Source organism: Mesorhizobium sp. 131-3-5, assembly GCF_016756575.1.
GTDB classification, from domain to species: Bacteria; Pseudomonadota; Alphaproteobacteria; order Rhizobiales; family Rhizobiaceae; genus Mesorhizobium; species Mesorhizobium jarvisii.
The window spans coordinates 6,001,358-6,017,486 of the sequence record NZ_AP023254.1 but is presented as its reverse complement, the minus strand read 5'-3'; the positions used below and the strand labels follow the sequence as shown (position 1 = coordinate 6,017,486).

18 protein-coding genes are annotated in these 16,129 nt (G+C 63.2%); 10 read left to right on the top strand and 8 right to left on the bottom strand.

What is annotated here, in order from left to right; translation table 11 throughout:
• Window positions 1-10 precede the first annotated feature (10 nt).
• The 8 genes from cyoB to JG747_RS29375 all read left to right on the top strand — a co-directional run bounded on the left by cyoB (window position 11) and on the right by JG747_RS29375 (window position 7,972).
• Window positions 11-2,008 carry a cytochrome o ubiquinol oxidase subunit I gene (cyoB, locus tag JG747_RS29410; protein WP_019860071.1) on the top strand — a complete coding sequence of 666 codons (1,998 nt, stop codon included), beginning with the start codon at window positions 11-13 and terminating at the stop codon, window positions 2,006-2,008.
• Window positions 2,009-2,017: 9 nt separating this feature from the next.
• Window positions 2,018-2,644, top strand: coding sequence for a cytochrome o ubiquinol oxidase subunit III (cyoC, locus tag JG747_RS29405; protein WP_019860070.1), 627 nt, complete (start codon window positions 2,018-2,020; stop codon window positions 2,642-2,644).
• The gene (gene cyoD, locus JG747_RS29400; RefSeq protein WP_019860069.1) at window positions 2,641-3,018 is read left to right on the top strand and encodes a cytochrome o ubiquinol oxidase subunit IV; all 378 of its coding nucleotides are present in this window, start codon (window positions 2,641-2,643) and stop codon (window positions 3,016-3,018) included. The genes cyoC and cyoD overlap by 4 nt, the downstream gene beginning before the upstream one ends.
• Window positions 3,015-3,830 (top strand): SURF1 family protein, encoded by an 816-nt coding sequence (locus JG747_RS29395; RefSeq protein ID WP_244748264.1) that lies wholly within the window; start codon window positions 3,015-3,017, stop codon window positions 3,828-3,830. The genes cyoD and JG747_RS29395 overlap by 4 nt, the downstream gene beginning before the upstream one ends.
• A complete protein-coding gene (locus JG747_RS29390; protein WP_202360576.1) occupies window positions 3,827-5,179 on the top strand; it encodes an ATP-binding protein in 1,353 nt (450 codons plus the stop codon). The genes JG747_RS29395 and JG747_RS29390 overlap by 4 nt, the downstream gene beginning before the upstream one ends.
• Window positions 5,169-5,705, top strand: coding sequence for a response regulator transcription factor (locus JG747_RS29385; protein ID WP_202360575.1), 537 nt, complete (start codon window positions 5,169-5,171; stop codon window positions 5,703-5,705). The genes JG747_RS29390 and JG747_RS29385 overlap by 11 nt, the downstream gene beginning before the upstream one ends.
• Before the next feature lie 317 nt (window positions 5,706-6,022).
• The gene (locus JG747_RS29380) at window positions 6,023-6,631 is read left to right on the top strand and encodes a cysteine hydrolase family protein (RefSeq protein WP_027047187.1); all 609 of its coding nucleotides are present in this window, start codon (window positions 6,023-6,025) and stop codon (window positions 6,629-6,631) included.
• Window positions 6,632-6,733: 102 nt separating this feature from the next.
• Window positions 6,734-7,972, top strand: coding sequence for a DUF763 domain-containing protein (locus JG747_RS29375; RefSeq protein WP_202360574.1), 1,239 nt, complete (start codon window positions 6,734-6,736; stop codon window positions 7,970-7,972).
• A 35-nt stretch (window positions 7,973-8,007) separates the two neighbouring features.
• On the opposite strand, the gene JG747_RS29370 is transcribed toward JG747_RS29375, so the two are convergent.
• From JG747_RS29370 to JG747_RS29350, 5 genes are all read right to left on the bottom strand, one after another.
• Window positions 8,008-8,451 (bottom strand): PPC domain-containing DNA-binding protein, encoded by a 444-nt coding sequence (locus tag JG747_RS29370; RefSeq protein ID WP_202360573.1) that lies wholly within the window; start codon window positions 8,449-8,451, stop codon window positions 8,008-8,010.
• 56 nt (window positions 8,452-8,507) lie between these two features.
• Window positions 8,508-8,825 carry a hypothetical protein gene (locus JG747_RS29365; RefSeq protein ID WP_019860061.1) on the bottom strand — a complete coding sequence of 106 codons (318 nt, stop codon included), beginning with the start codon at window positions 8,823-8,825 and terminating at the stop codon, window positions 8,508-8,510.
• Window positions 8,826-8,926: 101 nt separating this feature from the next.
• Window positions 8,927-10,639: an HAD-IIB family hydrolase gene (locus JG747_RS29360; RefSeq protein WP_202360572.1), complete on the bottom strand. Its 1,713-nt coding sequence runs from the start codon at window positions 10,637-10,639 to the stop codon at window positions 8,927-8,929.
• Window positions 10,640-10,649: 10 nt separating this feature from the next.
• Window positions 10,650-11,615 (bottom strand): SDR family oxidoreductase, encoded by a 966-nt coding sequence (locus tag JG747_RS29355; RefSeq protein WP_027047185.1) that lies wholly within the window; start codon window positions 11,613-11,615, stop codon window positions 10,650-10,652.
• 79 nt (window positions 11,616-11,694) lie between these two features.
• On the bottom strand, window positions 11,695-11,895 hold the full coding sequence (locus JG747_RS29350; protein WP_027047184.1) for a KTSC domain-containing protein: 201 nt from the start codon (window positions 11,893-11,895) through the stop codon (window positions 11,695-11,697).
• Window positions 11,896-12,033: 138 nt separating this feature from the next.
• Between JG747_RS29350 and JG747_RS29345 the strand changes: the two genes are divergently transcribed.
• Complete coding sequence (locus JG747_RS29345; RefSeq protein ID WP_202360571.1) at window positions 12,034-12,648, top strand: alpha-ketoglutarate-dependent dioxygenase AlkB; 615 nt, start codon at window positions 12,034-12,036, stop codon at window positions 12,646-12,648.
• Window positions 12,649-12,685: 37 nt separating this feature from the next.
• Here the strand turns inward: JG747_RS29345 and JG747_RS29340 are convergent, their stop codons facing one another.
• Window positions 12,686-13,471 carry an SDR family NAD(P)-dependent oxidoreductase gene (locus tag JG747_RS29340; protein ID WP_038644862.1) on the bottom strand — a complete coding sequence of 262 codons (786 nt, stop codon included), beginning with the start codon at window positions 13,469-13,471 and terminating at the stop codon, window positions 12,686-12,688.
• Window positions 13,472-13,572: 101 nt separating this feature from the next.
• Between JG747_RS29340 and uxuA the strand changes: the two genes are divergently transcribed.
• Complete coding sequence (gene uxuA / locus JG747_RS29335) at window positions 13,573-14,757, top strand: mannonate dehydratase (protein ID WP_202360570.1); 1,185 nt, start codon at window positions 13,573-13,575, stop codon at window positions 14,755-14,757.
• A 7-nt stretch (window positions 14,758-14,764) separates the two neighbouring features.
• Here uxuA and JG747_RS29330 read toward each other — a convergent pair whose 3' ends face one another.
• Window positions 14,765-15,622, bottom strand: coding sequence for a sigma-70 family RNA polymerase sigma factor (locus JG747_RS29330; RefSeq protein WP_202360569.1), 858 nt, complete (start codon window positions 15,620-15,622; stop codon window positions 14,765-14,767).
• The gene (locus JG747_RS29325) at window positions 15,622-16,098 is read right to left on the bottom strand and encodes a carboxymuconolactone decarboxylase family protein (protein ID WP_202360568.1); all 477 of its coding nucleotides are present in this window, start codon (window positions 16,096-16,098) and stop codon (window positions 15,622-15,624) included. Before JG747_RS29325 ends, JG747_RS29330 begins: the two co-directional genes overlap by 1 nt.
• Between the last annotated feature and the right edge of the window lie 31 nt (window positions 16,099-16,129).

Sequence of the window (16,129 nt, the reverse complement as noted above, 5' to 3'; positions counted from 1 at the left end):
GAGACAGCCGATGCCCGATACGCTGACCAAATTCATTTTCGGCCGTCTCACCTTAGACTCGCTGCCGCTGCATGAGCCGATCGTCGTCGCCACCTTCGTCGCGGTGGCGCTCGGTGGCATCGCCCTTTTCGGCGTCATCACCTATTTCAAGCTGTGGGGCTACCTGTGGCGCGAGTGGTTCACCAGCGTCGACCACAAGAAGATCGGCATCATGTACATGGTGCTCGGTCTCGTCATGCTGCTGCGCGGCTTCTCCGACGCCATCATGATGCGCCTGCAGCAGGCCATCGCCTTCAATGGCTCCGAGGGCTACCTCAATTCGCATCACTACGACCAGATCTTCACCGCGCACGGCGTGATCATGATCTTCTTCGTGGCGATGCCCTTCGTCACCGGGCTGATGAACTTCGTCGTGCCGCTGCAGATCGGCGCGCGCGATGTCTCCTTCCCGTTCCTCAACAATTTCAGCTTCTGGATGACGGTCGGCGGCGCCATCCTGGTCATGGCCTCGCTGTTCGTCGGCGAATTCGCCCGCACCGGCTGGCTCGCCTATCCGCCGCTCTCCGGCATCGGCTACAGTCCTGACGTCGGCGTCGATTATTACATCTGGGCGCTGCAGGTGGCGGGCGTCGGCACCACGCTGTCGGGCATCAACCTGATCTGCACGATCATCAAGATGCGCGCCCCCGGCATGACGATGATGCGCATGCCTGTCTTCACCTGGACGTCGCTCTGCACCAACGTACTGATCGTGGCGTCCTTCCCAGTGCTGACGGCCGTGCTCTCGCTGCTGGCGCTCGACCGGTATGTCGGCACCAACTTCTTCACCAACGACTTCGGCGGCAACCCGATGATGTATGTGAACCTCATCTGGATATGGGGTCACCCGGAAGTCTACATTCTTATCCTGCCGCTGTTCGGCGTCTTTTCCGAGGTCACTTCCACCTTCTCCGGCAAGCGCCTGTTCGGCTACACCTCGATGGTCTACGCCACGGTGGTCATCACCATCCTATCCTACCTGGTCTGGCTGCACCATTTCTTCACCATGGGCTCCGGCGCCAGCGTCAATTCCTTCTTCGGCATCACCACGATGATCATCTCGATCCCGACGGGAGCGAAGATATTCAACTGGCTGTTCACCATGTATCGCGGCCGCATCCGCTTCGAACTGCCGATGATGTGGACGATGGCCTTCATGCTCACCTTCGTCGTCGGCGGCATGACCGGCGTGCTGCTTGCCGTGCCGCCGGCGGATTTCGTGCTGCACAACAGCCTGTTCCTGATCGCGCATTTCCACAATGTCATCATCGGCGGCGTGCTGTTCGGCCTGTTCGCCGGCATCGCCTACTGGTGGCCCAAGGCCTTCGGCTTCAAGCTCGATCCGTTCTGGGGCAAGGTGTCGTTCTGGTGCTGGGTGGTCGGCTTCTGGTTCGCCTTCATGCCGCTCTACATACTCGGCCTGATGGGCGTGACGCGCCGCATGCGTGTCTTCGACGATCCCTCGCTGCAGATCTGGTTCGTCATCGCCGCCTTCGGCGCGGTGCTGATCGCTGCCGGCATCGCTGCCTTCCTGATCCAGATCTTCGTCTCCATCCGCAAGCGCGAGGCCTTGACCGATCCGACCGGCGATCCCTGGGACGGCCGCACGCTCGAATGGTCGACCTCTTCGCCGCCGCCCGCCTACAACTTCGCCTTCACGCCTGTGGTGCGCGACAACGATGCCTGGTGGGACATGAAGAAGGCCGGCTACGCCAGGCCGCTCTCCGGCTTCAAGCCGATCCATATGCCCAGCAATACCGGCACCGGCGTCGTCCTGGCCGCCTTCAGCGTCGCGCTCGGCTTCGGCCTGATCTGGTACATCTGGTGGCTGGCGGCGCTGAGCTTCGTCTGCCTGATCGCCACCGCGATCGGCCACACCTTCAACTATCACCGCGATTTCCACATTCCGGCTGCCGAGGTCACGCAGACGGAGGAGGCGAGGACGACGCTCCTCGCCGCCCAGGGCTAGGGTTTGAGCATGGCTTCGAGTGTAACCACGGCCGGCACCGGACCGGTCTTCCACCTGGAAGAAGAGCATGCGCATGCCGAAGGCAGCAGCACCATGCTCGGCTTCTGGCTCTATCTGATGAGCGACTGCCTGATCTTCGCCATGCTGTTCGCGGCCTATGGCGTGCTCGGCGGCAATTACGCGGCGGGACCCGCGCCGAAGGACCTGTTCGATCTCGATCTGGTGGCGGTCAACACCACCATGCTGCTCTTGTCCTCGATCACCTATGGCTTTGCCATGCTGACCATGGACAAAGGCCGCGTCGCGGCGACGCAAGCGTGGCTTGCCGTGACCGGCCTGTTCGGCCTGGCCTTCCTGTCGATCGAACTCTACGAATTCGCCCACATGATCCACGAAGGCGCGACACCACAGCGCAGCGCCTTCCTGTCGTCTTTCTTCACGCTGGTCGGAACGCACGGCCTGCACGTCACCTTCGGCATCGTCTGGCTGGTGACGCTGATGACTCAGGTCGCCCGGTTCGGCCTCATCGAGGCCAATCGCCGCCGGCTGATGTGCCTCTCGATGTTCTGGCATTTCCTCGACGTCGTCTGGATCGGCGTCTTCACCTTCGTCTACCTGATGGGGATGTTGCGATGAGCGCTCATGATCACGCCGAAGGCCACGGCCACGCCCATGGCGGCGCCGCGCATGGATCGTTCAAGGGCTATCTGATCGGCTTCGTCCTGTCGGTGATCCTGACCGCCATTCCGTTCTGGCTGGTCATGAGCGGCGCCATCGACAACAAGCAGGCCACGGCCATCGTCATCATGGCTTTCGCGGTGGTGCAGATCGTCGTCCACATGGTTTTCTTCCTGCACATGAACACCGCCTCGGAAGGCGGATGGTCGATGCTGGCGCTGATCTTCACGCTGATCCTGGTCGTCATCGTGCTGACTGGCTCGCTCTGGGTGATGTACCACCTCAACGCCAACATGATGCCGGGGGTTCACGACATGCGCGAGATGCCATGAGCCCGGCGCCGGGCGCGGGGAGGACCACTGCCGAAGTAAGGATCGGACAGGCCGGCATCAGCTTGCCCGCCGCGCCAGGAAAGGATGCCGGCAGGTCGTCCGCGTCGCGGCTTTTTCTCGCATTGCTCGGGCTCGTCGGCGTGGCGGTGTTCCTTGGGCTCGGCATTTGGCAGCTGGAAAGGCGGGTCTGGAAGCTCGACCTGATCGCCCGCGTCGACCAGCGCATCCATGCGCCGGTTGTCGATGCGCCGGGTCCGGCGACATGGGGTGGCATGACCGCGGCCGGCGACGAGTATAGCCATGTGCGATTGGCCGGACGGTTTTTGGGCGGCAAGAACACGCTCGTGCAGGCGGTGACGGAGCTTGGCGGCGGCTATTGGGTGCTGACGCCGATGCGGACAGACCGTGGCTTCGTCGTGCTGGTCAACCGCGGCTTCATCCCACAGGGGCGCAAGGCCGAGTTCGAACAAGAGAGCGGCGGCCTCGGCTCGTCGACCGTCATTGACGGCCTGTTGCGCATGAGCGAGCCCCGGGGCGGCTTCCTGCGCAGCAACGATGCGGCGGGCAATCGCTGGTATTCGCGCGACGTCGTCGCCATCGCAGCCGCGCGCGGCTTGACGAACGACATCGCCCCTTATTTCGTCGATGCGGAAGCATCCGCGGGCTGGCCGCGCGGCGGCCTGACGGTCGTGACTTTCCGCAACAGCCACCTCGTCTATGCTTTGACCTGGTTCACGCTCGCTGCGATGCTTGCCGCGGCCTTGGCCGCGCCGATGATCGGCGCCCGCCAGCGGCAAGGACCGGCACGATGAGCGCCCCGACGCATACGCTTCGCAACGACAAATCCTTCGCGACCGCATCGCTTGCGGGCAACGGCGGCACGGCCTCGGATCCCGACGCGGCGAACAGAAAAAACCTGCTCCTGCTCATCCAACTGCGTTGGCTGGCGGTGGCGGGTCAGGTGCTCACCATCCTGGTGACGCAATACTGGTTCGACATCCCGCTGCCACTGGGGGAGATGGCCGGGGTGGTGGTTTTCCTGGTTGGGCTGAACATCTTCAGCCTGCTCGCTTTGCGCGGCCAGCGGCCGATCAGCAACGCGCAGCTGTTCGTCGCGCTCATCTTCGACATGGCGGCGCTGACGACGCAGCTTTACCTCAGTGGCGGTGCCTCGAACCCGTTCGTGTCGCTCTATCTCTTGCAGATCACGCTTGGCGCCGCGCTTTTGACGCCCTGGTCCACCTGGAGCCTGGTGGCGGCCGCCTCCGCCTGCTTCGTCTTCCTCACCTTCCAGTTCCAGCCGATCGCCATCCCGCATCACGGCGGCAGCGACCTGCTGGCCCTGCATATCAGGGGCATGTTCATCTGCTTCGTGCTGGCGGCCGGCCTGATCGTCATCTTCATGACGCGCATCAACCGCAATCTGCGCGAACGCGATGCCTATCTCGCCGATCTGCGCCAGCACTCGGCCGAGGAGGACCACATCGTGCGCATGGGCTTGCTGGCCTCCGGTGCCGCGCATGAGTTGGGCACGCCGCTGTCGACCATCTCTGTCATCTTGTCCGACTGGCGCCAGATGCGCAGCGTTACCCGCAACCGCGAATTGGCCGGGGACGTCGCCGAGATGCAGGCGCAGATCGAGCGCTGCAAAAGCATCGTCTCGGGCATATTGATGTCGTCGGGGCAGGCACGGGGCGAGGGCACGATCCGCACCAGCATCCGCCATTTCCTCGACGATCTGGTCCAGGAATGGCGGGTCAGCCGCCAGCCGCTCAATCTGGAGTACAAGAACGATTTCGAACCTGACGAGCAGATCGTCTCCGACACGGCGCTGAAGCAGGTCATCTTCAATGTGTTCGACAATGCTCTGGAGGCATCGCAGGATTGGGTCGGCGTCGCCGCCGGGCGGCAGGGCGAGAAACTGGTGATTTCGGTGCGTGACCGCGGGCCGGGCTTTGACGAGGGTATTCTGGCCGCGCTCGGCCAGCCCTATATGTCGAGCAAGGGACGACCCGGCGGCGGCCTTGGCCTTTTCCTCGTCGTCAACGTGGTCCGAAAGCTGGGAGGTGACTTTTCGGCGCGCAACATCGAGCAGGGCGCCTGTGTTACGCTCTCGTTGCCGCTCGCGGCGCTGACCGATGGAGATGATCATGAGGCCTGATCGATCCCTGTTTATCGTCGAGGACGACACCACCTTCGCGAAGACGCTGAAACGCTCCTTCGAAAAGCGCGACTACGACGTCGTGGTCTGCCACGGCAGGGAAGAGTTGCTCGGCGCCCTCGAAACGGCGGTTCCTTCCTACGCCGTCGTCGATCTCAAGCTTGGCGCCGGCGGCTCGGGGTTGGAATGCGTGAAACTGCTCAGCGCCCGCGACGCTTCGATGAGGATCGTCGTGCTGACCGGCTTCGCCAGCATCGCCACGGCGGTCGAGGCGATCAAGCTTGGCGCATGTCATTATCTGGCCAAGCCCGCCAACACCGACGATATCGAAGCCGCCTTCGGCCGGGCCGAGGGCGATGTCTCGGTTTCCGTCAGCAATCGTCCCACCTCGATCAAGAACCTCGAATGGGAGCGTATCCACGAGACGCTCGTCGAGACCGGCTTCAACATCTCCGAAACCGCGCGCCGGCTCGGCCTGCATCGGCGCACTTTGGCCCGCAAGCTCGAGAAACGCGTGGTGAGGTAGGCTCAACCGTCGTTCTTCAGTGTCGTGGTGCGGCAGGTCTATTCCGCAGCAAACCCAGATAAGCCGCTGGCTTGATCCATAATTGTAGTGGGGCTGTAACGAGGCCGGATCGTCGAACGTGCCGACATGCATCGCTACCTTGGTTGGGCGATGCATCGTAGGTCGGGCTGAGCGGCGATCCACAGGCTGAACGCGTCGACCAATCGCGTTGGTTGCCGCCGGTCCACCAGGAACGAGTCCTGGCTTATGGCGTTCCCGTGTCCTGGGCAGCAATGGGAGAAGTCCATGAGAAGACACCACCAGCCGGACATTCTTTGATGTCGGTGCCGGGCTTGGCATATGGGCCGTTGGGTCACGGCTGCATGCATGTCTGCGTGGATATGCAGCGGCTGTTCGCGGAACCGTCGCCGTGGGCGACGCCCTGGATCACGCGTGTCCTCCCTCAGATTGAGAGGCTCGTTGAAAGACGGGCAGAACAGACGGTCTTCACGCGCTTCCTTCCCGCGCAGAGGGCGGGGCAGGGTGTCGGGGCATGGAAGCGCTACTATGAGCGCTGGTCTTCGATGGCGATCGACAATATCGGCCCGGAAATGGTCGAGCTGTTGCCGTCATTGGCTGCTTGCTGTCCGCCGGCGGCGGTCATCGACAAGCATATTTATTCGCCCTGGTTTGAAGGCCGTCTGCGAGCCTTTCTGATGGAACACGAGATCGATACGCTGGTCATCACCGGCGGTGAAACCGACGTGTGCGTACTGGCCACGGTGCTCGGCGCCATCGATTTCGGCTACCGTGTCGTTCTCGTCACGGACGCGCTGTGCAGTTCTTCCGATGCAACGCATGACGCCCTGCTCACCGTCTATCACCAACGTTTCGCGCAGCAGGTCGAGACGGTCGAGATGGAGACGGTTCTTTCGAACTGGACTTGAATGTCACCAGGCGTCGAGGAGGCCGAAGCATCAGGTGCTTCTTCGCGCGGGCTCGGATACCTATCTGTCGAGACAAGACAGAGATCGGAACAGGCAACGGAATTGGCGCAACGATCGGGCAGTGCTGATCTTCCACTTCACGGCGGACGCGTGCCGAAGTGGCTCGGCGACCGCATGACGCGCCTTGGCGCCGTGATGTGCGAGGCGATCATCCATCATTATGGTCGCAACGAGCTGCTGCGGCGTCTGGCGCATCCCTTCTGGTTCCAGTCCTTCGGTGCCGTCATGGGCATGGACTGGCACTCGTCCGGCATCACGACCAGCGTCGTCGGCGCCTTGAAGCGCGGTCTGACGCCGCTGTCGGGCGAACTCGGCATTCATGTCTGCGGGGGCCGTGGCGCCCACTCGCGCAAAACCCCGCATGAGTTGGCCGCCATCGGCGAGCGCATCGGCTTCGACGGAACCCGCCTGGCAAGCGTCAGCCGGCTTGTCGCCAAGGTGGACAGTGCCGCCGTCCAGGATGGGTTCGACCTCTATCTGCACGGCTTCATCGTCACCGATGACGGCGACTGGGTGGTGGTGCAGCAAGGCATGAACGGCGACAGCAAGGTGGCGCGCCGCTACCATTGGCTGTCCGAAGGTTTGAAGAGTTTCGTCGATCAGCCGCACGCCGCCATCGAGGGCGCCAACCAGGGCGAGATCGTCAACCTGACCGACCATCGTGCCGAGGCCTCGCGCCAGGGACAGCTGGACCTGCTCCAGGATCTCGGCCCGGACCGCATCCTGCGCGAATTCGCTGCCCTGGATGCCGGCACAGCGGCGGCTCCCGAACAGCCGATGCTGCCGCATCTGATCATGCCGGCTCACCATGATGTGCGCGAAAGCGATATCGTCATGCGCCGCCTGCATGGAAACATGGCCGCCGCCGCCGAACGCGGCCCGGCGGATTTCTCCGAACTTCTTCTGGTTCCTGGCGTGGGCGCGCGCACGGTGCGCGCGCTGGCGCTGGTCGCCGAAGTGGTGCATGGCGCGCCGTGCCGGTTTTCGGATCCGGGCCGGTTTTCAATCGCCCATGGCGGCAAGGACAGGCACCCGTTCCCCGTTCCGCTCAAGGTCTATGATGAGACGATCGGCGTGCTGAAGTCGGCTGTGCAGAAAGCCAGGCTTGGCCGCGAGGAGGAAATCGGCGCGTTGAAGCGGCTCGACGATCAGTCGCGGCAGGTCGAACGATATGTCACCGGCCCCAGCCTGAAGGAAATCGTTGCCGGCGAATTCGACCAGTCGCACCTGCTTGGCGGCCGCAGTGTCTTTGGCTGGGAGCCGCCGCCGGACAAGGCATGACAGGGGCAGGCTGAACTCCGCAGTCGGGCTCGAAATCAACCGTCCAGATCGATCAACGCAACGCCCAATTCCGGACGCCTGCTACGGCGCAGATGGCCGGGCGCCTCCACCAGGGTCACTTCCAGCGTCGGTCGCACCATGGCCTGAAGCAGGTGTCCACCCCGGGTCGTGCCGTCGCTCAATCCCAACACCGTATGAACGTGGAGGTTGGGCTTGCCGTCATCGCCCAGCGCCACATCGCCGATGGCGCTCGGAACTTCGCATTGTTCGTCGATCGGGATCTTGCGGTAGGTCTTCGCATTGGGGTCGAACCAGCCCACGATCGCTCTTTCAAAGGCGCCGATCGCTGTCAGGGAAGCACTGTCGACTCCTTGGTCGATCGCGAAGGCGGTCAGCGCGGCGAATGCTTCTTCGCCGGGGTCGAGCACCACGACAAATGTTCGCTGTCCACCGGCCTCGCTGTCGAGCCGCGATTTCATGCCTGTGCCCTCATCATGTTGGTCTTTCAGGACAGACCAAAGGGTGTTTGTCGACGTCAATGGGCATGGTGCTCGGCATTCCGCTTGCGCGTTGCCGCGGCCTTCCTCGCCGATTCCGACCGACTTGCAGCTGGGCGTGCGGCTGACGCCTTGCCGCCGCTTTTGCCGCCCTTGTGTGCCGCCGGGTGGCCGGTGTGCTTGCCGCGCCCGGAGCCGCCTTCTTTCTTGCCGCCGCCATCATCCTTGTTGACGGTCGCCCAGGCGCGGCGTTCGGCCTCCTTCTCGGAGACGCCGCGCTTCTCATAGCCTTCCGCAATGTGGTCGGCTTTGCGTTCCTGCTTGTCGGTGTATTTCGATTTGTCGCCTCGTGGCATGGCCGTATCTCCTGTTGAACAGGGTCTGAACGTGAAGCCGCCGGGTGAGTTCCAACCGATGCCTGAAAGGCTCATGGACAGGCGGAGCGACACGTTGCGCGCTAGTCTTCCGGTGCCGTGGCGGGAGCCGTGTAGCGGCGGCGCACTGCTTCCAGCACATGCTTGCGGCTCTCCTCGGCGGAGAGCTTTTTATCGTTCTCCGCCTCGGCGGTTTCGCGCGCCAGATCCTTGTCTCTGATCTGGTTGCGGAACCATTTGGAATAGTCGCCGGCACGCAGGTGGAACTCCCAGGTCCTGTCGTCGATGCCCTCGGCGATCTGAGCGAAAATCATCAGATTATGGGCCCTGAGGTTCATCGCATCGTCGGGGCCGTGGAAATAGAAACTGCCCGCCTCGTCGAGTTGCCCCTCGGCATATTTGCGGCTGTGCCGCTTAAGGGATTGACGCGGCTCGATGACCTTGACCACGGCGATCTTCTTGCGTTTCTGCGGTCGCCAGAACAGCACGCGCTCGCCCTTGGGCGGGGCCATGTCCTTGGGCGGGTCGATGCCGGTCTCGCTGCAGTAGGCCTTGACGACATCCTTCGCCTTGGGGCCAAGGGCGATGATGGCGGTCACCAGGCGCAACGCGTCGGTCGAGATCGCTTCGGGATGCACTGTGATCAGCACCGTGCCCGGCAATTCCAGGGACAGGATCGTGCGCGTGTCATCGCGTCGTTTGGGCAGAAGATGGTGCGCTTCGTCGATGACGAGCCAGTGTGGCCTGGCCGTTCGACGTCGAAAACTGCCGAGGCCAGGCAGCAGGTCAGCAAAGAAATCTGGGCGTTCATTGACGCGCAGCGCCAATCCATTGATGACGACATTGCTGTCGGCTTTCTCGATGAGGTCCAGCACTTGCGCCTTGGTCGGCGCGCTTGAGCCATCGCCCAGACGCACGGCGCCTTCGAGGCCGTCATAATCGCCTTCGGGATCGAAGATGCAGAATTGAAACCCGCTCTCGACGAAGCGTTCCGTCAGCGCGGTGGCCAGGGTGGACTTGCCAATGCCGGAGCTGCCGGCGATGAGGACCGTGTCGGTTGGCGACAGATAGATATCGTCGCCGCCGGCGGAGCCCAGCACGATGCCGTCATGCCGCCTTGGCAGGATGTCGTGATCGCGTTTGATTAGCCTGTCGATGAGCTCCTCCACGCCTTTCCCGCGTGCGCCACGCGTGACCATATCCGCTGTGGTCTTGACCGCGGGAATCGCATTGTCGACGGCGACGCTGCAGCCGCAGGCCTTCAAGAAGGCATGGTCGTTCTCGGCGTCGCCGACACCGACCACATTGTGTGGCGACAGCCGGAGATCCTGCAGCGCCGCGGCCAGCCCGGTGGCCTTGTTGATGCCGCTCGGCAGGATCATCACCGCGCCCTTGTTGAAGATGATTTCGAGTTCGAGCCCCATCTTCTTGATGGTTTCGAGCACCGTGGCCTGAAGCGGCTCCCAGGTCGCGACGATCGACCGGCCGACCGACAGCGGCTTGACGCCCTGCTTCTTCAGTCTGGAGACGAATTCGGCTTCCGGCGATGGTGAGATGACCCGCTCTTCCTCACTGGCCGGCGTGTAGATCAGCGCTCCGTTCTCGGCGACGACCTTGTCGAACAGGCCGATCTCGGGAAAGACGCGCTTGAGGTCAGGCAGCTCGCGCCCGGTCACAAGAATGAGCTTGCGGCCGCTTTTCTTGAACCGCTCCAGCGCGGCAAGAGTCTTCTTCGAGACGATCCCGTCATGCGCCAGCGTGCCGTCGTAGTCCGTCGCCAATGCGATGAAATACATTGCACTGACCTCAGTAGCCGCCGACCACGGGCAATATCTCGCCGGTGATGTAGCTCGAGCAATGCGGCGAGGCGAGAAACACATAGGCCGGTGCGAGTTCTTCCGGCTGCGCCGGCCGCTTCATCGGTGTATCCGCGCCGAACTTCGAAACGTCACCGGCTTCCTTGTCCGAAGGGTTGAGCGGGGTCCATACCGGACCCGGTGCAACCGCGTTCACCCGGATGCCCTTGCCGAGAAGATTGCCGGAGAGGGCGCGGGTGAAGGCATGGATGCCTCCCTTGGTCATGGAGTAGTCGACCAGCGCCTTCGACCCGTCTATGCCGGTGACCGAACCGGTGTTGATGATGGCCGAGCCCGGCTTCATATGCGGCACGGCTTCCTGTGCCATATGGAAATAGCCGTAGAGGTTGGTCTTCAGCGTCGTGTCGAAATGCTCTTCGGTCAGTTCGGCGAACTCGCTTGAATGAATCTGGAATGCCGCATTGTTGACCAGCACGTCGATGCGCCCGAATGCCTTGACCGTTTGCGCCACCGCGTTGCGGCATTGGTCGCGTTCGCTGACGTCTGCCTTCACCAGGATACAGCGCCGTCCTTCCGCTTCGACGGCGGATTTTGTCGCCTTGGCATCCCTGTCCTCGGCCAGATAGACAATCGCAATGTCAGCGCCCTCGCGCGCGAACAGAACCGCCACCGAACGGCCGATGCCGGAATCGCCGCCGGTGATGAGAGCGACTTTGTCTTCGAGTTTTTTCGATCCGAGATAGAAGGGCGCGTCGTAGAGCGGCGCCGGGTCGATCGCCCATTCATCCCCCGGCTTGGGATGATGTTGCTCGGGAAAGGGTGGCTCCGGATATTTTCGGGCGCCGGCCTGCATGGCGTGCTGGCCCTTGCCGTTGCCTTTCGATTTGTCCCTGGCATCGATGCCACGCTGGATGCGACGCTGCTTGGCGGCTTCGCTGGCTGTCTTGCTCTGCATGTCTGTCTCCTCGGCTTCGAGGAAGAACAACGCGCGTCGGACGAAAAGGTTTGCGCAAAAGACGATCTTGCCGCCAGCGTCATGCCACGCGGCGGTAGCTGTAGTGATCCCTGATGAATTCATTGAAGAAGCGGCCTTTCGAGGCAGCCTTCCTGAAAGCGGCATAGGTTGCCGGGGCAACGTCCGCATAGTCGTAGCGATGGCCGCTCGGCACGAACCAGACGGAGAGGATTCTGGTCGCGGGATCGTATTGTGTGCTCCGGATCGCGGTCGACGGCATGTTGGCAACCTGACTGCTCAGCCAGATAAATCCGCCAGAAATGGTCCGGTTCCCTGCCTTTCGCCACAGCACTATCTGTCGCGCACCCAAGAGCGACCCGATATTGCTCTGCGGCTCGGCCCTCACCATCTAGGCGGGATGTCGTCACTCAAATCGAAAGCCACCGGTCGCACTCCGGCATTCCAGCATGATCTCTTTGGTGCCGCACAGGATCTGCCCGAAGGTTTTGCCTACCAGCCGGGATTGATCACGCCGCAGGAAGAGACAGAGCTTGCCCGGCATCTCGAGGGACTGCCGTTCCAGGCGTTCGATTTCCATGGCCATCTGGCAAACCGGCGTGTCGTCGGGTTTGGCATGAGCTACGATTATGACCGGCGCGAAGTCGTCGAGGCGCTGCCGATCCCCGACTTCCTGCTGCCTGTGCGCGAGAGGGTCGCGGCCCTTGCGCGCCGGCCCGTCGAGGCTTTCGCGCAGGTGCTGATCAATGAATACCGGCCTGGCGCCGGTATCGGCTGGCATCGCGACAAGCCGCATTTCGAGGATGTCGCCGGCATCTCGCTGCTGGCGCCCTGCAGCTTCCGGCTTCGGCGAAAGAGCGGTGACCGGTGGGAGCGTCGGACCATCGTCGTCGAGCCAAGATCGGCCTATCTCATGACGGGACCTTCGCGCACGGAGTGGGAACACAGCATTCCGCCGCTTGCCGAGCATCGCTACTCGATCACCCTGCGGACGCTGCGGTCACAGATCCCCTGAACATCGCTCCGGCGAAGCCAAGCCGATCGCCGAGGCTCTACTTCACTCCGATGCCGGCGGTCAGGCCGCCGTCGATCTTGTAGTCGGCGCCGGTGCAGAAGCCGGCCTTGGACGAGCACAGGAAAGCGATCAACTCCGCCACTTCCTCCGGCTCGCCGATGCGGCCAAGCGGATGAGCCGCGCCGAAGCGCTTGTAGGCTTCCTCGACATCGGCGTCGCTGCCGTGGTCGCCACGCGCGGCCTTCTCCAGGATGGGCGTGCGGATCGAGCCCGGGCTGACCGAATTCACCCTTATGCCTGCTGCCGCGTAGTCGAGCGCCAGTGAGCGTGTCAGCGTATGGATGGCGCCCTTGGTCGTGGCATAGGCGGCGACATTCTGCTGGCAGGCGAAGCCCTGCACCGAAGCGACGTTGACGATGGCGCCGCCGCCGCGCTTGATCATTTCCGGAATGCCGAAATGTGCGGTCAGGTAGATCGAGCCGACATTGACCGTCATCGCCCGGTTCCAGGTTTCCCAATCGGTCGTCGTCGCGGTTCCGTACGGATGGACCGCGGCGGAATTGACGATGACGTCGATGCCGCCGAATCGTTTGACGCCGGCCGCGACCGCGTCACGCACCTGGTCGGAAACGGACACGTCGACTGTTTGCACCAGCGCGTCCGCTCTGGCCTTGGCAAGGCTTTCCTGCAGGGCGGTATTGGCGGCCCGATCGATGCCGCAGGCGATGATCGCCGCACCGCCCTGCGCCAGCCGCCTTGCGGTAGCGAGCGCGATGCCGGTCGTCCCCGTTACCAATGCCACCTTGCCGTCGAAATCCTTCATCGCGGGAGCTCCTTCATGCGCTATCAAGACGTGGTTCTGAGTTTGACACTCATCGGTGTCAAACAATAGGTTGCCGGTCTCTCGCAAAAAGGAAAGTTGCAATGGAACAGTGCTGGCGCTGGTATGGTCCGGATGATCCGGTGACACTCGATCATGTCAGACAGGCTGGCGCCACCGGCGTGGTTTCGGCGCTTCACCACATCTACGACGGCAGAGCCTGGCCCGAAGCCGATGTGCTCGAGCGCAAACGGATCATCGAGGCCGCAGGCCTGACATGGTCGGTGGTCGAAAGCATCCCGGTCCACAATTCCTTCAAGATCGGCGCGCCGGAACGCGAGCGCTACGCCGGCTACTATCGCGACAGCATCCGCACGCTCGCCAAGGCCGGCATCGAAACAATCTGCTACAATTTCATGCCGGTGGTGGACTGGACGCGCACCGACCTGATGTATCGCCTGCCGACGACCGGCTATGCCTTGCGTTTCGACGCCGTCGATTTTGCCGCCTATGATCTTTTCGTGCTGCAGCGCAAGAACGGCGCCGCCAGCTATACGCCGGCGCGGATCGCCGAAGCCGAGAAGCGGCTGAAGGCGTTGACGTCGGAGCAGGTCGATCAGATCGAGCGCAACCTCATCGCCGGCCTGCCGGCAACCGAGCGCAAATATGACCGCGACAGTTTCCGCGAGGCTCTGGCGGAGTATGACGGAATCGGGCCGAAGGAGTTGCGCGACAACCTCGCCTGGTTTCTGCGCGAGATCATTCCGGTCGCGGAAGAGGAGGGGGTGCGGATGTGCATCCATCCCGACGACCCGCCCTTTTCGCTCTATGGCCTGCCGCGCGTCGTTTCCACCGCGCAGGATGCGCGCTTCATCCTCAACGCCGTCGACAGCCCGGCCAATGGGCTGACCTTCTGCACCGGCTCCTACGGCACGCGCGCCGACAACGACATCGTCGCCATGGTCAAGGAATTCGCCGACCGCATCCATTTCGTCCATCTGCGCAACATCGCCATCGAGGAGGACGGCTCGTTCTATGAAGCCGAGCATCTCGAGGGCGGCACCGACATGGCGCATGTCATCCTCGCTCTGATGCAGGAGGAGGCGCGCCGCCGCAAGGAGGGCCGTGCCGACTGGCGCATCCCGATGCGGCCGGACCACGGCCACCTTCTTGCCGACGACATCGGCAAGAAGAAGATCAATCCCGGCTACTCGTTGATCGGCCGGCTGAAAGGCCTCGCCGAACTGCGTGGCATCATGCGCGCCGTGGAGAAGTTCGGGCTGGCCTGAGCGGCGCCTAGTGGAGATGTCTGAGCTTGTCGGGATTGCGCACGACATAGATGGCCGCGATCTTGCCGTCTTCGATGTCGAGTGCGGTGGTCTGGAATTCGCCATCGGCTTCCAGGGTGACGAACCCCGGCAACCCGTTGATGAAACCGACGCGGACAAGCTTCGAGCCATGCGTGCGCAACCAGGCCGCGACCTGTTCATACTGTCTCATGACGGCATCGAAGCCCAGGGCCGGCTGGGTGGCCGCCGGACGCTTGCCGCCACCGTCGGCATGGGCGATGACATCGGTCGCGAGCATGGCGCCAAGCGCCTTCACGTCGCCGCTGCGCGAGGCCTTGAAGAAGGCCTCGGCAAGCGCTAGGCCGCGTTGCCTTTCCACCGTGAAGCGGGGCCGCGCCTCGCGGACATGGCCACGCGCCCGGGCCGCCAGCTGGCGGCAGGCCGCCGGGTCGCGCTCGATGGCGGCCGCGACCTCGTCGAACCCAAGCCCGAAAACATCGTGCAGCAGGAAGGCCGCACGCTCGAGCGGAGACAGGCGCTCCAGCACCAGCATCAGCGGCAAGGTGACGTCCTCCACCTCGTCCTCTTCCACAACGGGATCGGGAAGCCAGGGGCCGACATAGGTCTCGCGTTTGCGTCGCGCGGATTTGAGCTGGTCGAGACACAGCCGCGTCACCGTGCGGCGCAGGAATGCCTCGGGCTCGCGCACCGCGGCGCGGTCGGCCTTCATCCAGCGGATGAAGGCCTCCTGCACGACGTCCTCGGCGTCCGACACCGAACCCAGCATGCGGTAGGCGACGCGCATGAGCTTGGGGCGCAGCGGGCCGAAGCCCGCAGCGGCGTCGACGGGCGCTGAGCTCGTCATCAGGCTGCGGCCACCCGGGCGGCCTTCACGGCAGCCGGGTCGGCATAGAGGCCGAAACCGACAGCGATACGGTTCCAGGCGTTGATGATGTTGATCGTCAAGGTGAGCTTGATCTGCTCCTCCTCCGTGAAATGCACCTTCAACTCGTCATAGGCGCTTGCATGGCGGGTGCCTTCCGAGAGTCGGGTCAAGGCCTCGGTCCAGCCAAGTGCCGCGCGTTCGCGGTCGCTGTAGCAGGGTGCCTCGCGCCAGGCCGGCAAAAGGTAAATGCGCTGCTCGGTTTCCCCGTTCTCACGCGCCTCGGTGGCGTGAAGATTGATGCAGTTGGCGCAGCCATTGATCTGCGAGGCACGCAGCTTCACCAGTTCGGTGAGGCTGTGCTCGAGACTGGCGGCGGCGGACAGCTCGATCGAAGAGCGTTGCCAGTTCTTCATCAGCGAAGGGGCGGCGGCGAAGAGGTCTATTTTTGCAGTCATGGTGGGCTTCCTTCTGTTGGTGCCGACCACA

What these genes read in the sequence shown, in the direction of transcription:
- cyoB (WP_019860071.1), top strand. Translation starts at nt 11, where the DNA reads ATGCCCGATACGCTGACCAAATTCATTTTCGGCCGTCTCACCTTAGAC.
- cyoC (WP_019860070.1), top strand. Translation starts at nt 2,018, where the DNA reads ATGGCTTCGAGTGTAACCACGGCCGGCACCGGACCGGTCTTCCACCTG.
- cyoD (WP_019860069.1), top strand. Translation starts at nt 2,641, where the DNA reads ATGAGCGCTCATGATCACGCCGAAGGCCACGGCCACGCCCATGGCGGC.
- JG747_RS29395 (WP_244748264.1), top strand. Translation starts at nt 3,015, where the DNA reads ATGAGCCCGGCGCCGGGCGCGGGGAGGACCACTGCCGAAGTAAGGATC.
- JG747_RS29390 (WP_202360576.1), top strand. Translation starts at nt 3,827, where the DNA reads ATGAGCGCCCCGACGCATACGCTTCGCAACGACAAATCCTTCGCGACC.
- JG747_RS29385 (WP_202360575.1), top strand. Translation starts at nt 5,169, where the DNA reads ATGAGGCCTGATCGATCCCTGTTTATCGTCGAGGACGACACCACCTTC.
- JG747_RS29380 (WP_027047187.1), top strand. Translation starts at nt 6,023, where the DNA reads ATGTCGGTGCCGGGCTTGGCATATGGGCCGTTGGGTCACGGCTGCATG.
- JG747_RS29370 (WP_202360573.1), bottom strand. Translation starts at nt 8,451, where the DNA reads ATGAAATCGCGGCTCGACAGCGAGGCCGGTGGACAGCGAACATTTGTC.
- JG747_RS29365 (WP_019860061.1), bottom strand. Translation starts at nt 8,825, where the DNA reads ATGCCACGAGGCGACAAATCGAAATACACCGACAAGCAGGAACGCAAA.
- JG747_RS29360 (WP_202360572.1), bottom strand. Translation starts at nt 10,639, where the DNA reads ATGTATTTCATCGCATTGGCGACGGACTACGACGGCACGCTGGCGCAT.
- JG747_RS29355 (WP_027047185.1), bottom strand. Translation starts at nt 11,615, where the DNA reads ATGCAGAGCAAGACAGCCAGCGAAGCCGCCAAGCAGCGTCGCATCCAG.
- JG747_RS29350 (WP_027047184.1), bottom strand. Translation starts at nt 11,895, where the DNA reads ATGCCGTCGACCGCGATCCGGAGCACACAATACGATCCCGCGACCAGA.
- JG747_RS29345 (WP_202360571.1), top strand. Translation starts at nt 12,034, where the DNA reads ATGTCGTCACTCAAATCGAAAGCCACCGGTCGCACTCCGGCATTCCAG.
- JG747_RS29340 (WP_038644862.1), bottom strand. Translation starts at nt 13,471, where the DNA reads ATGAAGGATTTCGACGGCAAGGTGGCATTGGTAACGGGGACGACCGGC.
- uxuA (WP_202360570.1), top strand. Translation starts at nt 13,573, where the DNA reads ATGGAACAGTGCTGGCGCTGGTATGGTCCGGATGATCCGGTGACACTC.
- JG747_RS29330 (WP_202360569.1), bottom strand. Translation starts at nt 15,622, where the DNA reads ATGACGAGCTCAGCGCCCGTCGACGCCGCTGCGGGCTTCGGCCCGCTG.
- JG747_RS29325 (WP_202360568.1), bottom strand. Translation starts at nt 16,098, where the DNA reads ATGACTGCAAAAATAGACCTCTTCGCCGCCGCCCCTTCGCTGATGAAG.